This window comes from Pseudomonas sp. 2835, from assembly GCF_050435905.1.
Taxonomy (GTDB): domain Bacteria; phylum Pseudomonadota; class Gammaproteobacteria; order Pseudomonadales; family Pseudomonadaceae; genus Aquipseudomonas.
In genome coordinates, this window is record NZ_JBNDLE010000013.1 from 83,567 (window position 1) to 103,053 (window position 19,487).

17 protein-coding genes are annotated in these 19,487 nt (G+C 62.6%); 10 read left to right on the plus strand and 7 right to left on the minus strand.

What is annotated here, in order from left to right; genetic code table 11:
* Positions 1–36 precede the first annotated feature (36 nt).
* The 9 genes from epd (at position 37) to ABIE20_RS18780 (ending at position 8,655) form a co-directional block, all read left to right on the plus strand.
* A complete protein-coding gene (gene epd, locus ABIE20_RS18740; protein WP_429506488.1) occupies positions 37–1,104 on the plus strand; it encodes an erythrose-4-phosphate dehydrogenase in 1,068 nt (355 codons plus the stop codon).
* A gap of 12 nt (positions 1,105–1,116) precedes the next feature.
* A complete protein-coding gene (locus tag ABIE20_RS18745) occupies positions 1,117–2,280 on the plus strand; it encodes a phosphoglycerate kinase (RefSeq protein ID WP_429506490.1) in 1,164 nt (387 codons plus the stop codon).
* Between the two features lie 30 nt (positions 2,281–2,310).
* Entirely contained in the window at positions 2,311–2,529 is a 219-nt protein-coding gene (locus tag ABIE20_RS18750) for a hypothetical protein (protein ID WP_429506492.1), read from the plus strand.
* A 51-nt stretch (positions 2,530–2,580) separates the two neighbouring features.
* Complete coding sequence (locus tag ABIE20_RS18755; RefSeq protein ID WP_429506494.1) at positions 2,581–2,907, plus strand: MliC family protein; 327 nt, start codon at positions 2,581–2,583, stop codon at positions 2,905–2,907.
* 97 nt (positions 2,908–3,004) lie between these two features.
* On the plus strand, positions 3,005–4,069 hold the full coding sequence (fba, locus tag ABIE20_RS18760) for a class II fructose-bisphosphate aldolase (protein WP_043863595.1): 1,065 nt from the start codon (positions 3,005–3,007) through the stop codon (positions 4,067–4,069).
* Positions 4,070–4,210: 141 nt separating this feature from the next.
* Complete coding sequence (locus ABIE20_RS18765) at positions 4,211–5,494, plus strand: hypothetical protein (protein ID WP_429506496.1); 1,284 nt, start codon at positions 4,211–4,213, stop codon at positions 5,492–5,494.
* Positions 5,495–5,680: 186 nt separating this feature from the next.
* On the plus strand, positions 5,681–7,801 hold the full coding sequence (locus ABIE20_RS18770; RefSeq protein ID WP_429506497.1) for a putative bifunctional diguanylate cyclase/phosphodiesterase: 2,121 nt from the start codon (positions 5,681–5,683) through the stop codon (positions 7,799–7,801).
* 39 nt (positions 7,802–7,840) lie between these two features.
* The gene (locus tag ABIE20_RS18775) at positions 7,841–8,341 is read left to right on the plus strand and encodes a M48 metallopeptidase family protein (RefSeq protein ID WP_115089209.1); all 501 of its coding nucleotides are present in this window, start codon (positions 7,841–7,843) and stop codon (positions 8,339–8,341) included.
* 17 nt (positions 8,342–8,358) lie between these two features.
* Positions 8,359–8,655, plus strand: coding sequence for a winged helix-turn-helix domain-containing protein (locus ABIE20_RS18780; protein WP_429506499.1), 297 nt, complete (start codon positions 8,359–8,361; stop codon positions 8,653–8,655).
* Between the two features lie 80 nt (positions 8,656–8,735).
* Here the strand turns inward: ABIE20_RS18780 and ABIE20_RS18785 are convergent, their stop codons facing one another.
* On the minus strand, positions 8,736–9,188 hold the full coding sequence (locus ABIE20_RS18785; RefSeq protein WP_429506500.1) for a GNAT family N-acetyltransferase: 453 nt from the start codon (positions 9,186–9,188) through the stop codon (positions 8,736–8,738).
* 231 nt (positions 9,189–9,419) lie between these two features.
* Here ABIE20_RS18785 and ABIE20_RS18790 point away from each other — a divergent pair, with 231 nt between their 5' ends.
* Positions 9,420–10,160 (plus strand): substrate-binding periplasmic protein, encoded by a 741-nt coding sequence (locus ABIE20_RS18790; protein WP_429506501.1) that lies wholly within the window; start codon positions 9,420–9,422, stop codon positions 10,158–10,160.
* Here ABIE20_RS18790 and yccS read toward each other — a convergent pair whose 3' ends face one another.
* The 6 genes from yccS to ABIE20_RS18820 all read right to left on the minus strand — a co-directional run bounded on the left by yccS (position 10,161) and on the right by ABIE20_RS18820 (position 19,455).
* Positions 10,161–12,344 carry a YccS family putative transporter gene (yccS, locus tag ABIE20_RS18795; RefSeq protein WP_429506503.1) on the minus strand — a complete coding sequence of 728 codons (2,184 nt, stop codon included), beginning with the start codon at positions 12,342–12,344 and terminating at the stop codon, positions 10,161–10,163.
* 118 nt (positions 12,345–12,462) lie between these two features.
* Positions 12,463–13,644, minus strand: coding sequence for an NAD(P)/FAD-dependent oxidoreductase (locus ABIE20_RS18800; protein ID WP_429506504.1), 1,182 nt, complete (start codon positions 13,642–13,644; stop codon positions 12,463–12,465).
* Between the two features lie 96 nt (positions 13,645–13,740).
* The gene (gene dbpA / locus ABIE20_RS18805; protein ID WP_429506553.1) at positions 13,741–15,078 is read right to left on the minus strand and encodes an ATP-dependent RNA helicase DbpA; all 1,338 of its coding nucleotides are present in this window, start codon (positions 15,076–15,078) and stop codon (positions 13,741–13,743) included.
* Positions 15,079–15,183: 105 nt separating this feature from the next.
* Entirely contained in the window at positions 15,184–16,641 is a 1,458-nt protein-coding gene (mdtD, locus tag ABIE20_RS18810) for a multidrug transporter subunit MdtD (RefSeq protein ID WP_429506505.1), read from the minus strand.
* Positions 16,642–16,681: 40 nt separating this feature from the next.
* Positions 16,682–18,013, minus strand: coding sequence for a TldD/PmbA family protein (locus ABIE20_RS18815; RefSeq protein ID WP_429506506.1), 1,332 nt, complete (start codon positions 18,011–18,013; stop codon positions 16,682–16,684).
* Positions 18,013–19,455, minus strand: coding sequence for a TldD/PmbA family protein (locus tag ABIE20_RS18820; protein WP_429506508.1), 1,443 nt, complete (start codon positions 19,453–19,455; stop codon positions 18,013–18,015). The genes ABIE20_RS18815 and ABIE20_RS18820 overlap by 1 nt, the downstream gene beginning before the upstream one ends.
* Positions 19,456–19,487: the final 32 nt, after the last annotated feature.

Here is a 19,487-nt window from a genome sequence, read left to right on the forward strand (position 1 = left end):
CGATTGCAGATAACGCTTCTGTTCCGTGAGCATCCCATGCCCCAATCGCGTCCTTACAAAGTTGCACTCAACGGCTACGGCCGTATTGGTCGTTGCGTCTTGCGCGCACTCTTTGAACGGGGGGCGAAGGCGGGCTTCGAGATCGTTGCACTGAACGACCTGGCCGATCAGGCCAGTATCGAATACCTGACACGCTTCGACTCCACCCACGGGCGTTTCCCTGGTGAGGTGAAGGTCGACGGCGATTGTCTGCATATCAATGGCGACTGCGTGAGAGTATTGCGCAGTGCCACCCCGGAAGGGGTCGACTGGGCGGCGCTGGGCGTCGACCTGGTGCTGGAGTGTTCCGGCGCCTACAACACCCGTGCCGATGCCATGCGTTTTCTCGACGCCGGCGCGCCACGGGTGCTGTTCTCCCAGCCCATGGCCAGTGAGGCAGATGTAGACGCCACGGTGGTCTACGGCATCAACCAGGATTGCCTGGACGGCGCCGAGAAGCTGGTATCCAACGCCTCCTGCACCACCAACTGCGGCGTGCCGCTGCTGCGGGTGCTGGACCGGGCCTTTGGCCTAGAGTACGTGTCGATTACCACCATCCACTCGGCGATGAACGACCAGCCGGTCATCGACGCCTATCACCACGAAGACCTGCGCCGTACCCGCTCGGCGTTCCAGTCGGTGATCCCGGTGTCCACGGGCTTGGCCCGTGGTATCGAACGGCTGCTGCCGGAACTTGCCGGGCGAATTCAGGCCAAAGCCGTACGTGTGCCCACCGTCAACGTGTCGTGCCTGGACATCACCCTGCAGACCGCCCGCGACACCACTGCGGACGAGGTCAACCGGGTGCTGCGCGAAGCCGCCCTGAGTGGCCCGCTGCAGGGGCTGCTGGCCTACACTGAACTGCCGCACGCCAGTTGTGATTTCAACCATGACCCGCATTCGGCGATTGTCGATGCCAGCCAGACCCGCGTCTCCGGCCCCCGGCTGGTCAACCTGCTGGCCTGGTTCGACAACGAATGGGGTTTTGCCAACCGTATGCTCGACGTTGCCGATCACTTTCTGCACGTCGTCAATCAAACCCGCTCCACTTGTAAACAGCCCTGAAGGACTGCATTCATGACCGTGTTGAAGATGACCGACCTCGATCTGCAAGGTAAGCGCGTACTGATCCGCGAAGACCTCAACGTGCCTGTGAAGGACGGTGTGGTTGCCAGCGATGCGCGCATCCTCGCTTCGCTGCCGACCATCAAGCTGGCCCTGGAAAAGGGCGCGGCCGTGATGGTCTGCTCGCACCTGGGCCGCCCGAGCGAAGGCGAATTCTCTGCCGAGAACAGCCTCAAGCCGGTCGCCGAGTACCTGAGCAAGGCCCTGGGCCGCGACGTGCCGCTGGTTGCCGACTACCTCGACGGTGTCGAAATCAAGGCCGGTGACATCGTCCTGTTCGAGAACGTGCGCTTCAACAAGGGCGAGAAGAAGAACGTCGACGAGCTGGCGCAGAAGTACGCCGCCCTGTGTGACGTATTCGTGATGGACGCTTTCGGTACCGCTCACCGCGCCGAAGGCTCGACCCACGGCGTGGCCAAGTTCGCCAAGGTCGCTGCTGCCGGCCCGCTGCTGGCGGCCGAGCTGGATGCCCTGGGCAAGGCCCTGAAGGCCCCGGCCAAGCCGATGGCGGCCATTGTTGCCGGCTCCAAGGTATCGACCAAGCTGGATGTTCTCAACAGCCTGAGCCAGATCTGCGATCTGCTGATCGTCGGCGGCGGCATCGCCAACACCTTCCTGGCAGCAGCCGGTCACCCGGTTGGCAAGTCGCTGTACGAGCCTGACCTGATCGACACCGCCAAGGCCATCGCCGCCAAGGTCAACGTACCGCTGCCGGTCGACGTCGTGGTTGCCAAGGAATTTGCCGAAAGTGCCGCCGCGACCGTCAAGCTGGTGGCCGACGTTGCCGAAGACGACATGATCCTCGATATCGGCCCGCAAACCGCAGCCAATTTCGCCGAGCTGTTGAAGTCGTCGAAGACCATCCTGTGGAACGGCCCGGTCGGCGTTTTTGAATTCGACCAGTTCGGCAACGGCACCAAGGTCCTGGCCCAGGCCATCGCCGAGAGCGCTGCGTTCTCCATCGCCGGTGGTGGCGACACCCTGGCGGCTATCGACAAATATGGCGTTGCCGAGCAAATCTCCTACATTTCTACCGGTGGCGGTGCGTTCCTCGAGTTCGTCGAAGGTAAAGTGCTGCCGGCTGTCGAAGTGCTGGAACAGCGGGCCAAGGCCTGATCCATTCGGCCTGGCAAAGGGAGCGACCTGATGGTCAAGCAATTGCCTGTGATTATCCTGGCCGGGCTGCTCGGCGCTTGCTCCAGCAACCCGGAGCAGGCGGCGGCAAAGCCCGGGGCGCCGAAAGGTGGCTGCTATCAGTCTGAGTGGCAGGCTGAAACGGTACCGGTGATCAACAAAAGGCTGGGCCCGGATGGTCTGGAAAAATACGACGACGAACATCAGCGTCAGGCCCAGGGTTGCCCTTGATCGGTTCACGGCAACCTACTGGCCGGTTTGTGGTCTGCTAGAGGATATTGGATGAAAGCGGTAGCGGCCTCGATGGCCCTGGCACTACTCGGTGGTTGTGCAAGCTTCAAGCCTGCGCCGGCGCCGGCCGACAACTGGACCCGCTGGGTCTGTGACAGCCAGGCTGAAGTGCTCTGGCGCTTTACCGATAGCAGCGAGCAGGACGTGGACGTGCGCCTTGGCGGCGGCGACCAGGTCTACCGGCTCAAGCCGGAGCCCAGCGGCTCGGGCGCGTTGTACAGCGATGGAGTGCTGGCGTTCCACAGCAAGGGTGACGAAGGCCTGGTGTACTGGGTCGCCACCAACGATTTGATAGGGCGGGGCTGCAAGGCGCCGTGACTGGCCGGGCCGCGTGATGGCCCACACAACTTGAATAGCAACCGCCGCTGCGGCAGGCTTGCACGAAAAACGACGCTTGTCGGGAGAGAGATACACAATGGCACTCATTAGCATGCGCCAGATGCTGGACCACGCCGCTGAATTCGGCTACGGCGTTCCAGCTTTCAACGTCAACAACCTCGAGCAGATGCGCGCCATCATGGAAGCCGCTGACAAGACCGACTCCCCGGTGATTGTCCAGGCCTCGGCCGGTGCCCGCAAATACGCTGGTGCGCCGTTCCTGCGCCATCTGATCCTGGCGGCGATCGAAGAATTCCCGCACATCCCGGTGTGCATGCACCAGGACCACGGCACAAGCCCTGACGTCTGCCAGCGCTCGATCCAGCTGGGCTTCAGCTCGGTCATGATGGACGGCTCGCTGGGCGAAGACGGCAAGACCCCGACCGACTACGACTACAACGTCCGTGTTACCCAGCAAACCGTTGCCATGGCTCACGCCTGCGGCGTTTCGGTTGAGGGCGAGCTGGGCTGCCTGGGTTCGCTGGAAACCGGCATGGCCGGTGAAGAAGATGGTATCGGCGCCGAAGGCGTGCTGGATCACAGCCAGATGCTGACCGATCCGGAAGAAGCCGCCGACTTCGTCAAACGCACTCAGGTCGATGCCCTGGCCATCGCCATCGGTACCAGCCACGGTGCCTACAAGTTCACCAAGCCGCCTACCGGCGACGTGCTGGCGATCGACCGTATCAAGGAAATCCACAAGCGCATCCCCAACACCCACCTGGTGATGCACGGTTCGTCCTCGGTACCGCAAGAGTGGCTGGCGATCATCAACCAGTACGGCGGCGACATCAAGGAAACCTACGGTGTGCCGGTTGAAGAAATCGTCGAAGGCATCAAGTACGGCGTGCGCAAGGTCAACATCGACACCGACCTGCGCCTGGCGTCCACCGGTGCCATGCGTCGCCTGATGGCCACCAACCCGAGCGAATTCGACCCACGCAAGTTCTTCGGCGAAACCGTCAAGGCCATGCGCGACGTCTGCATCGCCCGTTACGAAGCCTTCGGCACCGCTGGCAACGCCTCGAAGATCAAGCCGATCTCCCTCGAAGCCATGTTCCAGCGCTACGCCAAAGGTGAGCTGGCCGCCAAGGTCAACTAAGACCTGGACTCAATAAAAACCCGCAGTGATGCGGGTTTTTTTTTGAGGCGGAAAAACCAGCGCAAGGAACCGTTTCTATATGCCATGCCTTCTTCGGAACTATTAGCTTCATGCTTTCACTCCTTAAGGTATTGGTTATTTATGGCGATTGAAGATTATTTGGGGCAAGAGAATGTAGAGCAAGTGAGTGCCGAGACCGTGCTGCCAGAGATACAAGCAGAGCGGGGCGTAGAAGATCTGGAGCTTCAGCCGAGAGCATGGTGTCCAAGTGGAAGTGCCTCGGGGGGCATTTGCGCACCTGCTAGAAATGAGCGCAGTAGCTGGATGTACAGATATCGCGGGAACCGCTCCATTGGGTCACTGCCCATTGGTGAGGCGGTGTTGCCTGGTACGCATAACTCCGGCATGGACAAAAAGGCGCCGATGACACCCTCTTCGGAGACAACTCAGGATGTTCCGGTATATGAACAACTTATGGCAGGTATTCGGGTACTCGACCTGAGAGTGGAGTTTTTCGCAGGGGTTTCGAATCCCCGCAGGTTCTCTATTTATCACTCTACAAACAATGGTCGAACGGTAGAGGTCGACGTGCTTGATGCACTGTTGCACTACCGGCGTAGCGCCGGGGCAGATAACGAAATAATCATCCTGAATTTTCATCTTTTCAGACGCTTTACCGACGCAGCGCATGATGAACTGGCTAACTTGATCGAGCGTAAGCTGGGGCATTCAATTGTGCCTGTATCTTGTAGGACCGCTTCGGTGAGCCAATTATGGGCGCTGAACAAGAATACGGTAATCGCCTACAACCACGGACGCCGCCCACGGTTGTTCTGGGAGGGGGTTGAACAACGGTGGATTGGATCAAATACACCAACCAATAGCCAAATGGCTAAATTTATAAGAGGTGTCGGGCAGGAAAGTAAAACCTTCGGCGCCCTCAAGTCCGTCCAGGCAGCTTATTATTCACTGCCTTTTTTTACGCCTAAAGATCTTTCGCAGGACCTGATGGGTTGGTTTGCCGCAGGAAACTCTGCCAGTCCGATTCAAGGGCACTACATTATTAATACTGATTGGTCGCTGCGGCAGCGGTTGGTAGATAATGTGATTTTTGCAAATGGTGTCCGTGCCGAGCAGCGCGGCGCTCATGTCACTTACTCCAGTCCTCGTACGTCGGGGGCAAGGATCCAGACCCGGTCCTATGGAATATTCGAAATGGTTGACGGCGACTGGAGCCAGGACCTGTCTTTCGCGGTGAATGACTCTTCCAGCACTTCTATTCAAGTGATACGCAGCGATGCGACTTACATGAGTGAATTGACCCTGGGTAATGGCAGCAAGCTGGAGATAAAAAAAGGGGATCGTTTGGTATTTCGTGTACCGAGCTACGGGCCCGCACAATTGGTGGAGAGATTCACTACGTAGTCGCATTGTCACGCTTTTTTGCTGCATAGCGTTGAGGTCGGGGCGCTGCCCACTACACCGTTAGTCGGCGAAAGATGATTTATGTGCATGATGGCAATCTGTGCACTTCAGATTTGCGACCGCCGGGTCTAGAGTTATGCACAGATTTCAGCCGAAGTCCGGCATTGGTGCCTTAAGAGAAGCAGCATGGATTGCGCGCAACCTCAGTCACACGACAGCGGCTCAGTACTGCTGGTCGTTGATGACTACCCGGAAAACCTGATCAGCATGCGGGCCCTGCTGGCTCGTCAGGACTGGCAAGTACTCACCGCGAGCTCGGGGACGGAAGCCCTGAGCGCGCTGCTCGAACATGAAGTGGACCTGGTTCTGCTGGATGTGCAGATGCCGGGCATGGATGGTTTCGAGGTCGCCCGCCTGATGCGCGGCAGCCAGCGTACGCGGCTGACACCGATCATCTTCCTCACCGCCAACGAACAGTCCCAGGCTGCCGTGCTCAAGGGCTATGCCAGTGGTGCGGTGGATTACCTGTTCAAACCCTTCGATCCGCAGATCCTCAAGCCCAAGGTCCAGGCCCTGCTCGAGCAACAGCGCAACCGGCGCTCGCTACAGCGCTTGAGCCGCGATCTGGAAGCGGCGCGGGCGTTCAATGCCTCGGTGCTGAACAACGCCGCAGAAGGCATTCTGGTGGTGGCTGAAAACGGCGAGATCACCTTTGCCAATCCGGCCATTTCGCAGTTGCTCGAAGCTCCGGTGGAGCTGCTGCAAGGCGCCAACCTACTGGATTTCGTGCAGTCGCCGGGGGTGAGCCTGTGGGCTGAATCGGCCTTCTACCAGGCCTACCTGGACCGGCAGATCTTCCGAATCCACGACGCCCTGCTGCGCACGGCTGGCGGTCAGCCGCTGCCAGTAGCGCTGTCCTGTTCACCCTTGACCGATGGCCAGCGCGCCATGGTGGTGACGGTGCTGGACATGTCGGTGGTGCGCAACCTGCACCAACAGCTGGAATTTCAGGCGGTCACCGACCCCTTGACCGGCTTGCTCAACCGCCGCGGCTTCTATCAGGCCGCCGAAAGCGCCCTGGTGCGCAATGAGCGCAGCGACAAGACCAAGGCGCTGATGTACCTGGATCTCGACGGCTTCAAGCGCATCAACGATTTTCTCGGCCACGAGGCAGGTGATCGGGTGCTGCATTGGGTCGCCGAGCAGCTCAAGGATTGCCTGGGCGCCAGTGCCATCCTTGCGCGCATGGGCGGCGATGAGTTCACCGCGCTGTTTGACGCCCTGGAATACCCGGAGCAGGCCGCGCGCTTTGCCGAGCGGGTGATCGAGCGCATGTCGATCTGCCAGCAGATAGAGGGCATGGAAGTGACCCTGGGCGTGAGCATCGGTATCGCCACCTACCCCGATTGCGGCGCCAGCCTCGACGGCCTGCTGCGCGCGGCCGATGCCGCCATGTATGCGGCCAAGCAGGCTGGGCGCCAGCAGTATCGCTACTACGATCAGGACCTCAATGGCCGTGCGCGCTCACGGCTGATGCTCGAAGATTCGGTGCGCGGTGCCATCGAGCACAAGGACTTCAGCCTCGTTTACCAGCCGCAGGTGGCCTTCGCCGACGGGCGTCTGCGCGGCTTCGAGGCGCTGTTGCGCTGGCAGCACCCTAGCGTCGGTGACGTACCGCCGGGGTTGTTCCTGCCCTTGCTCGAAGAGGCGCGCCTGATTTCACGCCTGGCCAGCTGGATCTATGCCCAGGGCGCGGCGCAGCGGCGTGACTGGCAGGAATGCTTTGACCCGGCACTGGTGCTGGGCATCAGCCTAAGCCGCGTGCAGTTCGCCATGCCCAACCTGGCCGAGGAACTGGGGCGGGTGATCGCCAGCCAGGGCCTGGAACCCTCGCAGATGGAGGTCGAAGTGGCCGAGACCTCGTTGATGCTCAACCACGAGGCGGCCCTGAAGCAGTTGCACAAGCTGCGTGAACTGGGCGTACGCATTGCCCTCGACGATTTCGGCGCTGGCGACTGCTCGCTGCGCATGCTGCGCGACCTGCCGATCGACACCCTCAAGCTTGACCGTCACCTGGTCGCCCGTTTGCCCGGGTCGCAAGCGGACGCGGCGCTGGTTCGCTGCGTGATCGACCTGTGCCGGCAGTACAGCATCAGCGTGATCGCCGAAGGTGTCGAAACCCGCGAACAGGCGCAATGGCTGCAGGCCAATGGCTGCGAGTATGTGCAGGGTTTTCTGGTGGCGCGGCCCTTGACCCCCAGTGACGCCGGGGTGTTTCCGGGCTTTTTTGACTGGCAACGGTTGTAGTTGGGTACACTGGGCGCTTTTATCGTCAGCCGTTTGACCATGACCGCGCTCAAGTACCTGCAAGCCTATCCGCCCGCCCTGCAAGACCAGGTCCGCCAGTTGATTGCCAGCAATCGCCTGGGCGACTACTTGCAGCAGCGCTATCCGGACAGGCACGCGGTACAAAGCGACAAGGCGCTGTACACCTATGCCCAGGCGCTCAAGCAGGAGCACCTGCGCAACGCGCCGAACCTCGACAAGGTGCTGTTCGATAACCGCCTCGACCTCACCCACCGCGCGCTCGGCCTGCACACGGCAGTGTCGCGGGTGCAGGGCGGCAAGTTGAAGGCCAAGAAGGAAATTCGCATCGCCTCGTTGTTCAAGGAGGCGGCGCCGCAGTTTTTGAAGATGATCGTGGTGCACGAGCTGGCGCACCTGAAAGAGTCCGATCACAACAAGGCGTTCTACCAGCTCTGCGAGTACATGCAGCCGGGCTACCATCAACTGGAATTCGACCTGCGGGTTTACCTGACCTACCGCGAGCTGCCCGCCAGCCTGTAGGCCCTGAGGATTTGCCAATGGAAGTGAGCAAGACCAAGAGCAGTTTCTACCGCCGGCTGTATGTCGCCTGGCTGATCGACAGCCAGACTGCCAGCACCGTCCCGGCCTTGATGGAAGCCACCGGCATGCCGCGGCGCACCGCCCAGGACACCATTGCCGCTTTGGCAGACCTGGACATCGTTTGTGAATTCGAACAGCAGGCAGGGGCGCGCAATCACGCCGGGCACTACCGGATTCGCGACTGGGGAGCGATCGACAAGCAGTGGATCACTCAGCATTTGCGCAGTATTCGTCAAGTGCTGGGCTATCCCTGAAGGCCCCATCGCGGGTCAAGCCCGCTCTTACATAATTGTGGGAGCGGCGGTGCGGCGACCCGACTTGACCGGCGATGCTGCTAGTCCCGCCGCATACCAATGTGTGGGATATCGTCTTCCAGATACTCCTCTCCCGCCACCTTGAAACCATGGCGTGCATAGTAGCCCTGCAAGTGCGCCTGGGCTGACAGGTACACCGGCACTTCAGGCCAGTAATGCTCTGCGTACTTGAGCCCATGCTCCATCAGCTCATGGCCCAGTCCACGGCCACGTGCCTCGGGGGCGATCAGCACCCGGCCAATGACCACGTCACCGCCCTGGGATTGCGGATCGAGTAAACGCAGGTATGCCAGCAGGTTGTCACCCTCCCAGGCCATCAGGTGGCAGGTATCGCCCTCCAGGTCCTGGCCATCGACTTCCTGGTAGGCGCATTTCTGTTCGACCACGAACACTTCGGTGCGCAGTCGCAGAATGGCATAGAGTTGTTCCTTGCCGATGTCACTGTGGTGTTTGCAGATCCAGTCGATGGCCATGGGCGTCTCTCAAGCGGTTGATACCCTGATCATGGCAGACAGCGGGGCGAGGGTCTAATTGCTCCAGGTCAACACAGGCTGGAAGTCGACCGGAATAGAGGCCATTTGATATCATTTGCCACTGCCCGATTACTTCTTCTTTGTGTAACCTGCGATGGCTGATAGGCACTGAACATTCTCAAGCAGTTGAAATCAACGGCGCGAACCAGGTGTTCGCTAAAGGATTTGAGCATGCGGCCATTGCTTCGAGTCTTGGCTTCAATGGGAATACTGCTACTGCTGAGCACATCGGCGCAGGCCGCCCGGCTGCGTCTGGTGGCCGACAGTTGGCCGCCGTTCACCGATGCCAACATGGCCAATGGTGGCCTGGCCACAGCCATCGTCACCACCGCTCTGACCCGCGCCGGCTACACCAGCCAGTACGAGCAGGTGCCCTGGGCACGAGCGCTGTTGGGGGTAGGGGACGGGCGTTACGATGTGCTGGTCAATGCTTGGTACAACGACTCGCGCACGCAGATTGGCCAGTTTTCCGCCAGCTACCTGACCAACCGTATACGCCTGCTCAAGCGCAAAGGCGATGCGGTGCGCTTCAATGCCTTGAGCGACCTCTATCCGTTCCCTGTCGCCGTGGTGCGCGATTATGCCTACTCGCCCGAGTTCGACAGCGACACCCAATTGCAGAAGATTCCAGTGCGCAGTTTTTCCGTCGCTGTCGGCATGCTCGCCGCCGGGCGCGTACGCCTGGCGCTGGAGGATGAATTCGTTGCCGGTTATTACCTCAAGCGCGAACCGAAAGAGGTGCGTGAGGCGGTCGAGTTCTTCGACAAGCCGGTCAGCGAGAACAGCCTGCATATCCTCGTCAGCCTGAAGAACCCCGAGCATCAGCAGATTGTTGCCGGCTTCGACCGCGCCATTGCCCAGATGAAAGCCGACGGCAGCTATGCCCGGCTGCTCAAGCAGCACGGCCTGTAATCAGGCCGGCGCGCTGTCCTTGATCAAGTGCGCGGCGAGGGTGCGCAGTGGCGCCAGTTGCCGGCAGATCAGCGCCAGTTGGGTTTGCACCAGGCGCTGGTTCTCGTCGAGCTCTTCGGGCATCTGCTCAAGGTCGTTGGCCAGGGCTTCTTCGGCATCGCTGTGGATCGCCACCGGCAGTTTGCTGGCCAGGCCTTCGGCAATCTCATCCAGGCTGCTGGCCAGGCTCGCCCCGGCGCCATCGATCAACTGCTCGCGAACCGCGACATCCAGCGCGCTGTCGCGGTGTGCGCCCAGGCCCGAGAGATAGCTGAGCAAGGTGTGCGAGAGCACCAAAAAGCGAAAACCGACATCCGCCTCCTTACGAAAATGCCCCGGCTCCATGAGCATGTTGGCCAGGGTGGTCGACAGCGCTGCATCGGCGTTGTGGGCGTTGCGCCGGGCCAGACGATAGGCGAGGTCGTCGCTCTTGCCCTGGGCGTACTGGTGCATGATCTGGCGCAGGTAGGTGCTGTTGCAGCTCAGGGTGTTGGCCAGCACCTTGTTCAGGCGGCGGCCCTGCCAGTCCGGGAGGAACAGGAACACCGCCAGGATGGCGATCAGGCTGCCCACCAGGGTATCGAACAGCCGCGGCAGGAACAGCCCGTAGCCATCGCCGATCTGGTTGAAGCAGAACAGCACCATCAGGGTGATCGCCGCCGTGGCCAGGGTGTAGCGGGTGGTGCGGTTGACGAAGAACACCACCCCGGCGGCCACGGCGAACAGCGACTGGACGACCGGGCTTGGGAACAGGTCGAACAGCGCCCAGCCGACGGTCAGGCCGATGGCGGTGCCGATGATCCTTTGTACCAGCTTGCGCCGCGTGGCGCCGTAGTTGGGCTGGCAGACGAACAGGGTGGTGAGGATGATCCAGTAACCCTGGGTCGGGTGAATCAGGTGCACCATGCCATAGCCGATCGACAGTGCCAGGGGCAGGCGCAGGGCGTGGCGGAACAGCAGCGAGGTCGGTGTCAGTTGCTGACGCAGGCGGCTCCAGACGTCCTTGAAGTTACGCGGCGAACGGTCGAGCAGGCTGCTGTCGCTGGCATCGGCGAGGTTGTCGGGGTTGCTGGCGTCGCTGAGCAGACGGTCAAGAGTCGCCAGGTTCGCTGCGAGTGCGCGCAGCGAACGCAGTAGGCCACGCCAGGCCGGGTTGCTCTGGATGCGCAGGTGCTCGAGCGAAGCGTGCAGGTCTTCCAGGGCCTGGGCGAAACTGGTGTCGTAGGTGAACGGCTGGCGCAGCTGGATGGATTCGGACAGTTGCTGGCAAGCCACGCCCTGTTGGCGCAGCAGGCGCTGGCAGCGGAACAGCACATCGCTGTGGAAGAAGGCTTCGGTCAGGGCGTTGTACGGGTAGTGCGAAGAACTGGCGCGCTCGTGGATGTCCTGGGCGAGGAAGTACAGCTTCAGGTAGCGGCTGACCTTCGACCCCGGCCGGCCATTGCCGACCCGGTGCAGGATGATCTCCTTGGCTGCGTTGAGCGCGGCCACCACCCGGCCGTTCTGCTGCGCCAGCTCCAGGCGGCGGGCTTCGACGTCCAACTGGCGAATCGGCTCGAACAGGGTGGCCTTGAGCTTGAGGTAACGGCCCAGTTCGCGGAACAGCCGGGCCAGGCTCTGCTGCACCGGCTGGTTGGAGAACAACGCCTGCCACAGCACCGAGAGCAGGCCGTACCAGGCGGCGCCGGCCACCAGCAGCAGCGGCTCATGCCAGAAATCGGTGACTTCGCCGCCGCGCTGGTCGACACCGATCATGGTATAGACCGACAGGATCAGGGTCGCCGAGGCAATCGCGCCGTAGCGCTCACCGAGCGCGCCGAGCATGGTCAGGGCGAAGCTGGCCAGGGCCAGGGCGCAGCCGAAGATGATCGGGTAGGGGAACAGTAGTTCCACCGACAGCGCGGCGATGGTGAAACACACCAGGGTGACTGCCAGGGCATTCAGGCGCCCTTGCCAGCTGTCGTCGGTCTCGGCCAGGGCGCTGGCGATAATCCCCAGGAACAGCGGAATCAGCAGGCTCATTTCGTCCTTGTACCAGCACAGCAGCATGCTGCCGGTCAGGGCGATAAGAACGCGGATGGCGTAGCTGAACTTGTCCAGGGCCCAGAGGCGGCGCAACGATTGGCTGAACGAGGAGGATGACATGTCGGGTGGGCAGGCCTTGGGCGATGATCGAAATTGAGCCAGTCAGATGGCAGCAGTGTTACCGCTGCCATCTGACCAGCAAAATTTGTTCCTTGATGCGCTGATTCTACCGCGAAGGTTAGACGAACTGCGCGGCCGCGTACGCCGAGGCCCAGGCCCACTGGAAGTTGAAGCCGCCCAGGTGGCCGCTGACGTCGAGCACTTCGCCGATAAAGTACAGGCCCGGGCTTTTCAGCGATTCCATGGTTTTCGACGAGACCTCGCGGGTATCGACGCCGCCCAGGGTCACCTCGGCCGTGCGGTAGCCTTCGGTGCCGGCCGGCACCACCTGCCAGGCCCCAAGCTTGTCGCTGACCTGGGCCAGTTCCGCCGGGGTGTACTGCTTCATCGGCTTGGAGACGAACCAGTGCTCGGCCAGCAGGTTGGCCATCTTCTTGGTGAAGATCTCCCCGAGCAGGGTCTTGAGTTCGCTGTTGGGGCGCTCGGCCTGCTGCTGTTGCAGCCAGCTCAGGGCGTCGTGCTCCGGCAGCAGGTTGATCTCTAGCGGGTCGCCGGCCTGCCAGAACGAAGAAATCTGCAGGATCGCCGGGCCGCTCAGGCCGCGGTGGGTGAACAGCAGGTTTTCCCGGAAGCTGGTGCCGTTGCAGCTGGCCACGCAGTCCACCGAGGTACCGGACAGTTCAGTGCAGATCGCCTTGAGCTGTGGTTCGGTGATGGTAAACGGCACCAGGCCCGCGCGGGTCGGCAGCAGGGTGTGGCCGAACTGGCGGGCGACCTGGTAGCCGAAACCGGTGGCGCCCAGGGTCGGGATCGACAGACCGCCGGTGGCGATTACCAGTGACTGGCAGCGGAACTGTCCGGCGCTGGTTTCCAGCAGGTAACCGCTGTCGAGTTTTTCGATCTGCGCGATGCTGGTATCCATGTGCAGCTCGGCGCCGGCGCTGGCGCATTCGTCGAGGAGCATGCCGAGGATGTCACTGGACTTGTTATCGCAGAACAGCTGGCCGAGCTTCTTCTCGTGGTAGGGCACGCCGTGCTTGCCGACCATCTCGATGAAGTCCCACTGGGTGTAGCGGGCCAGGGCCGACTTGCAGAAGTGCGGGTTGTGCGAGAGGAAATTGCCCGGCTCGGTGTACATGTTGGTGAAGTTGCAGCGGCCACCGCCGGACATGAGGATTTTCTTGCCCGGTTTGTTGGCGTGGTCGAGCAACAGCACCTGACGGCCGCGTTTGGCGGCGGTCAAGGCGCACATCAGGCCGGCGGCACCAGCGCCGATGATGATCACTTCGGTGGAACGCACTGCAAAATCCTCGAAATTCGATGGTGAAGCTATCGCGGGGCAAGCCCGCTCCTACAGCGATGGTGTGTAGGAGCGGGCTTGCCCCGCGAAAGGTAATTAGACGATCCGAACTCGCAACGACCGCCCCTTGATCTTGCCGCTGTTGAGCCGCTGCAGCGCCTGCTTGGCCACTGCCCGCTCGACGGCGACAAATGCCTGGAAATCAAAAATGGCAATCTTGCCGACCTGCGTGCCCGGCAACCCGGCGTCACCGGTCAAGGCACCGAGGATATCGCCAGGGCGCAGCTTGTCCTTGCGCCCGGCAGCAATGCACAGGGTGCTCATGGTCGGCAGCAGCGGTGCACCATTCTGGGCCTTCAGGCTGTCCAGCTGTTCCCAGCGCAGGGCGGCCTTCTGCATGTCTTCGATGGCCTGGGCGCGATGACCTTCAGCCGGGGCCACCAGGCTCACCGCCAGGCCCTTCTCGCCAGCCCGACCGGTACGGCCGACGCGGTGCACGTGGATCTCGGCATCGCGGGCCAGCTCGACGTTGATGACCATGTCCAGGGCATCGATATCCAGGCCGCGGGCGGCGACATCGGTGGCCACCAGCACCGACAGGCTGCGGTTGGCGAACAGGGTCAGGACCTGGTCGCGGTCGCGCTGCTCCAGGTCGCCATGCAGGGCCTGGGCGGCAACGCCCTTGGCCTGCAGGTGCTCGACCAGCTCCTGGCACTGCTGCTTGGTGAAGCAGAACGCCACGCACGACTGCGGACGGAAATGGCCGAGCAGCTTGCTCACCGCTTCCATGCGCTGGTCCGGGGTGATCTCGTAGAAGCGCTGCTCGATCTGGCTGTCGGCGTGCTGCGAGTCGACCTTGACGGTCTGCGGGTCGCGCATGAAGGCCGAGGCCAGCTGCTTGATGCCTGCTGGGTAAGTGGCGGAGAACAGCAGGGTCTGGCGACGCTTCGGGGTCTGGCCGATGATGTCGGCAATGGCGTCGTAGAAGCCCATGTCGAGCATGCGGTCGGCTTCATCGAGCACCAGGGTGTTGAGACCATCGAGCACCAGGGTGCCCTTGCTCAGGTGCTGCTGCACGCGGCCCGGGGTGCCGACGATGATGTGCGCGCCGTGCTCCAGCGAGGCGATCTGCGGGCCGAGGGACACGCCACCGCACAGGGTGAGGATCTTGATGTTGTCTTCGCTGCGGGCCAGGCGCCGCAGTTCCTTGGCCACCTGGTCGGCCAGCTCGCGGGTCGGGCACAGCACCAGCGCCTGGCAACCGAAGTAGCGCGGGTTGAGCGGGTTGAGCAGGCCGATGCCGAAGGCGGCAGTCTTGCCGCTGCCGGTCTTGGCCTGGGCAATCAGGTCCATGCCCTTGAGCATCACCGGCAGGCTCTGGGCCTGGATCGGGGTCATCTGGGCGTAGCCGAGGGCGTCCAGGTTGGCCAGCATGGCGGCGGACAGCGGCAAAGTGGCGAAGGCGGTGGCAATGGTGGTCACGAGACTGGCCTGCAAAACAAAATGTCGCGCAGTGTACCAGCCTCATGGCCTTTAGCCCTAAGGCTCGATCTCCGGTTCCGGACGAGGGGCACGCCTTCCGTCCGCCCTGGACAGCTGCATGAAGATCGCCGCCGCCAGCATGGCCATCAGGCCGATGGTGACGAAGGTCAGCTGGAACGCCCCGAGGGTACTCTCCACGCCCTCGGCGCTGCCCGCTGCGGTAAAGCCGCCAAGCAGGGCGCCGGCGCAGGCCACGCCGAGGCTCAGCGACAGTTGCGCGACCACCGACAGCAGGCTGTTGCCGCTGCTGGCGTTGTTGTCGTCCAGATCGATCAGGGTCACGGTGTTCATCGCCGTGAACTGCATCGAGTTGACCGCGCCCAGCAGGCCCAACTGCAACAGCAACAGGGCGTAAGGCGTCTGCTCGTCGACCAGGCCCAGGCTGGCCAGCAGCAGGCCTAGCAGCAGGGTGTTGCCGGTGAGAATGTTGCGGTAGCCAAAGCGCTCGATCAGCGGCCGGGCAATCGACTTGGCGACCATCGCTGCAGCGGCCAGCGGGATCATGCTCATGCCGGCCTGGGACGGTGAATAGCCCAGCGCCACCTGCAGCAACAGTGGCACCAGAAACGGCAGGGCGCCGCTGCCCAGACGGGCGAACAGGTTGCCGAGGATGCCAACCGAAAAGGTCCGGGTGCGGAACAGTTTTGGCGAAAACAGCGGGTTGTCGATGCTACCCGCACGTAGCCAGTAGGCGGCCAGGCAGGCCATGCCGGCGAACAGCAGCAACATCACCCGCAGGTGCGGCAAGTGCAGCTCGCCCAGGCCTTCCATGGCAATGGTGATCAGTACCATCGCCGCGCCGAACAGCACGAAGCCGATGCCGTCGAAGCGGGTACGCTCCGAGCCGCGCAGGTCGGGGATGAACTTCCACACGGCATAACCGCCGATGGCGCCAACCGGCAGGTTGAGCAGGAATATCCAGTGCCAGCTGAGAATCTCCACCAGCCAACCGCCCATGGTCGGGCCCAGCAGCGGGCCGAGCAGGCCGGGGATGGTGATGAAGCTCATGATCCGCACGAGCTCCGAGCGCGGATAGGCACGCAGTACCACCAGGCGCCCGACCGGCAGCATCAAGGCGCCGCCCAGGCCCTGGATCACCCGTGCCGCCACCAGCATGCCGAGGCTGCTGGCCAGGGCGCAGAGTAGCGAGCCGAGGCTGAACAGCAGGATGGCGCCGAAGAAGATGCGCTTGGTGCCGAAGCGGTCGGCAATCCAGCCCGAGGCCGGGATCAGCAGGGCCACGGTGAGCATGTAGGCGATGATCACCGACTGCATGCGCAGCGGGTCTTCGGCCAGGTCGCGGGCCATGGCGGGCAGGGCGGTGTTGAGGATGGTGCCGTCGAGCGACTGCATGAAAAAGGCGATGGCCACCACCCAGGGAATCCAGCGGGCGGTGGTCGGGTCCAGCGGGGCGCGGTTGGGCATGGGTTGGTGTGCAGTCCTTGATGGGCTCATCGCGGGTCTGTGGGAGCGGGCTTGACCCGCGATGGGCTAATTACAGTGTCAACGTCAGGCGTTGGACCAAAGCTCCCGGCAAATGGCTCGAACTGGTCTGGCGCTGACCGTAGGTGCTGGTCGACAGAATCAGCTCACGCTCGGCCGTCAATGCCTCCAGTTGTGAACCCAGCAAACTGTAGACGCTGTCGTCAAAGCGCATGGTGCTCACCGGCGCCTGGATCTCGCCGTTCTCGACCCAGAAGGTGGCAAAGCGGGTCAGGCCGGTCATGCGCGCAGCGGGCAGGTCCGAGTAGTTCAGGTACCAGAGGTTGCTGATGTACAGGCCAGTGCCCAGGCGCGCGAGGATTTCACTCTGCGCAAGCACGCCGCCGGCCATGCTCAGCGCGCACGGCGACTCGTAGCTATCGGCGCCGTTGGCCGCCAGTTCGAACTCGGCGGCGCTACGGGCGCAGATCAGCCGGTCGTGGGCCTGGCCCTGGTCGATCAGGCGCAGGTCGCTGCGCACCAGGCCTTCATCCGAGAACGACGGGCTCAGCGAGCCGCTGACTTGTTCGCTGATCTGGACCAACGGGCTCAGGCTGGCATCGGCACTGTACAGGCGCTGCAGCGGGCTGTTCTTGGTGGCGATGGCCTGTGCCGAGAAGCCGCCCCAGCAGAGCATGCCCATGATCTCGTCCAGCGCCGCCGGTGCCAGGTAGGCGCGGTACTGGCCGGGGGCGAGCTTTTTCAGTGGGCGGCCGAGGTGGTCGAGCTGTTCGCGGGTCTGCTGCAGGCGCACAGCAAAGGCTTCGCCGTTCCAGGTCTGGCCGGCATAGTTGGCTTTGACCGCCTCGCCGTTGCAGTGGAACAGGCTCCAGTCGAAGTTGAAACTGTTGGCCTGGTGCCAGCCAAACGCCCCGAAAGAGCTGGCAAAACCCCGGTAGATCGGGCCTGCGGCGTAGATGCCGACCAGGTCGAGGTCGCCTGCGCCTTGCTCGATCTGCGCCAGAACCGCAGCGCTGTCTGGCAGCGGCTGATCCTGCACGCTATGGCTTTGCCAGGCGCTGTCGTTGAGTTGCAGGTAAGGGTCGGGCTCAAGCAGCGGCAGGGTCTGGCGCAGTTGTTCCAGGGCTTGCTGCAAGCGCAGTCGATCGACCTCGACGTCGTTGCCGAGGGTGAATTGCAACTCGGCCTGGCGCCCGTCAGCGACCAGCTTGAGCACGCAACTGGCTTGTTGCACTTCGCCGGCCTGGCGCACCTTGGCGTGGTTGAAGCGGATGAACTGCGAGTGCTCGCCGCTGTAGCTCAAGGTGAAATGCTCTGGCGCACGCACCGCGTCGCGCAGGCTGGCGACCAGGTGCTGGAAGCTTTGCAATGGGGTGGCAGCCATCAGGCGTCTCCTCCGAATACGTCGATCTGGCTGAATACGCAGGCGGGCGAGGCGTGGCCCACGCGTACCACCTGGTTGGGCTCGCCCTTGCCGCAGTTCGGCGTACCCAGCACCTGCAAGGTACTGGCGTCACCAACGGCGCTGAGGTTGCCCCAGAACCGGGCGGAGATACCGCGGTAGTTGGGGTTCTTGACCACGCCCTTGAGCTCGCCGTTTTCGATCAATTGGCCCCATTCGCAGCCGAACTGGAACTTGTTGCGCGCATCATCAATCGACCATGAGCGGTTGGTGCGCATCAGGATGCCCTGCTCGATACCGCCGACCAGTTGTGCCAGGGTCTTGTCCCCCGGCTCGATATTGAGGTTGGCCATACGGTCGATCGGCGCCCGGTTCCAGCCGCAGGCGCGGCTGTTGGCCACCCCTTCAAGGCCGGAACGGAACTGCGACAGGGCGCCACCCAGCGGGCGAATCAGCAAACCGTCCTTGATCAGGAACTGCTTGTGCGCAGCGCTGCCGTCATCGTCGTGGCTGTAGCTGGCCAGCTCTTCGCGAATCGATGGGTCGAAAGTCACGTTGAGCAATTTCGAGCCGTATTGCAGGCTGCCGAAGTCGCTGGCTTTGACAAAGCTGGTGCCGGCGTAATTACGCTCGTCGCCGAGGATGCGGTCCATTTCCAGCGGGTGACCGATGGATTCGTGGATCTGCAGCATCATCTGGTCGGGCATCAGCAGCAGGTCGCGCACACCGCTCGGGGTGTTCGGTGCCAGCAGCAGTTGCAGGGCCTGTTCGGCGACTTTGGCCCCGGCACCAACCAGGCCGCAACGCTCGATCACATCGAGGCCGCCCTGCTGGCCGAAGTTTTCCCGGCCCAGGGTGCGGGTCTGGCTGTCCTGGCCGTCGAAGGCGGTGGTGCTGAAGCCTGGGTAAATAAACCGCTGGGCCTGGCGCAGTTCAGCGCCGGCGGTGTTCAGGTAGATCTGCTCGATAGTGCTGATGCCAAGGCTTGCCTGCCAGTTCACCAGGCGGCTGTCGTCCGGCACGCTGGCCGATTCCTGGGCAAGCAGGGCGTAGCAGTCGGCCAGGGACGGGAAGGCTTGCTCAAGGTTGGGCGAGCAGTAATCGGCGCGGCCTGTGGCCAGCGGTTGCTCGCGCAGGTCGAGCAGGGCGCGCCCGGCGATTTGCCGGGCCAGGGCTTCAGCCTGCTCCAGGGCACGCTGCAGGCCGGCTTGCGACAGGTCGGCGGTGGCGGCGTAGGTTTCAACGCCATGGACGCGCACGGTGAGCATCGCGCCTTCGTCGCGGCTGAGGAACGGCGGCTCGGCGATATTCTTGCGCACCGACAGGTGCTGCTGGTTTTGCTGTACATAACGCAGGGAGAAAAATTCGCCACTGCTGCGCAGGGCGGCGAAGCGCTGGCGCAGCAATGCGGTCAACTCGAACATGCGGGAACCTCCGTGTGCGCGGTGGTTCCCCC

Bases quoted from the DNA above. Each gene is read 5' to 3' on its own strand.
- epd (WP_429506488.1), top strand. From the start codon at position 37: ATGCCCCAATCGCGTCCTTACAAAGTTGCACTCAACGGCTACGGCCGT.
- ABIE20_RS18745 (WP_429506490.1), top strand. From the start codon at position 1,117: ATGACCGTGTTGAAGATGACCGACCTCGATCTGCAAGGTAAGCGCGTA.
- ABIE20_RS18750 (WP_429506492.1), top strand. From the start codon at position 2,311: ATGGTCAAGCAATTGCCTGTGATTATCCTGGCCGGGCTGCTCGGCGCT.
- ABIE20_RS18755 (WP_429506494.1), top strand. From the start codon at position 2,581: ATGAAAGCGGTAGCGGCCTCGATGGCCCTGGCACTACTCGGTGGTTGT.
- fba (WP_043863595.1), top strand. From the start codon at position 3,005: ATGGCACTCATTAGCATGCGCCAGATGCTGGACCACGCCGCTGAATTC.
- ABIE20_RS18765 (WP_429506496.1), top strand. From the start codon at position 4,211: ATGGCGATTGAAGATTATTTGGGGCAAGAGAATGTAGAGCAAGTGAGT.
- ABIE20_RS18770 (WP_429506497.1), top strand. From the start codon at position 5,681: ATGGATTGCGCGCAACCTCAGTCACACGACAGCGGCTCAGTACTGCTG.
- ABIE20_RS18775 (WP_115089209.1), top strand. From the start codon at position 7,841: ATGACCGCGCTCAAGTACCTGCAAGCCTATCCGCCCGCCCTGCAAGAC.
- ABIE20_RS18780 (WP_429506499.1), top strand. From the start codon at position 8,359: ATGGAAGTGAGCAAGACCAAGAGCAGTTTCTACCGCCGGCTGTATGTC.
- ABIE20_RS18785 (WP_429506500.1), bottom strand. From the start codon at position 9,188: ATGGCCATCGACTGGATCTGCAAACACCACAGTGACATCGGCAAGGAA.
- ABIE20_RS18790 (WP_429506501.1), top strand. From the start codon at position 9,420: ATGCGGCCATTGCTTCGAGTCTTGGCTTCAATGGGAATACTGCTACTG.
- yccS (WP_429506503.1), bottom strand. From the start codon at position 12,344: ATGTCATCCTCCTCGTTCAGCCAATCGTTGCGCCGCCTCTGGGCCCTG.
- dbpA (WP_429506553.1), bottom strand. From the start codon at position 15,078: ATGCTGGCCAACCTGGACGCCCTCGGCTACGCCCAGATGACCCCGATC.
- mdtD (WP_429506505.1), bottom strand. From the start codon at position 16,641: ATGAGCCCATCAAGGACTGCACACCAACCCATGCCCAACCGCGCCCCG.
- ABIE20_RS18815 (WP_429506506.1), bottom strand. From the start codon at position 18,013: ATGGCTGCCACCCCATTGCAAAGCTTCCAGCACCTGGTCGCCAGCCTG.
- ABIE20_RS18820 (WP_429506508.1), bottom strand. From the start codon at position 19,455: ATGTTCGAGTTGACCGCATTGCTGCGCCAGCGCTTCGCCGCCCTGCGC.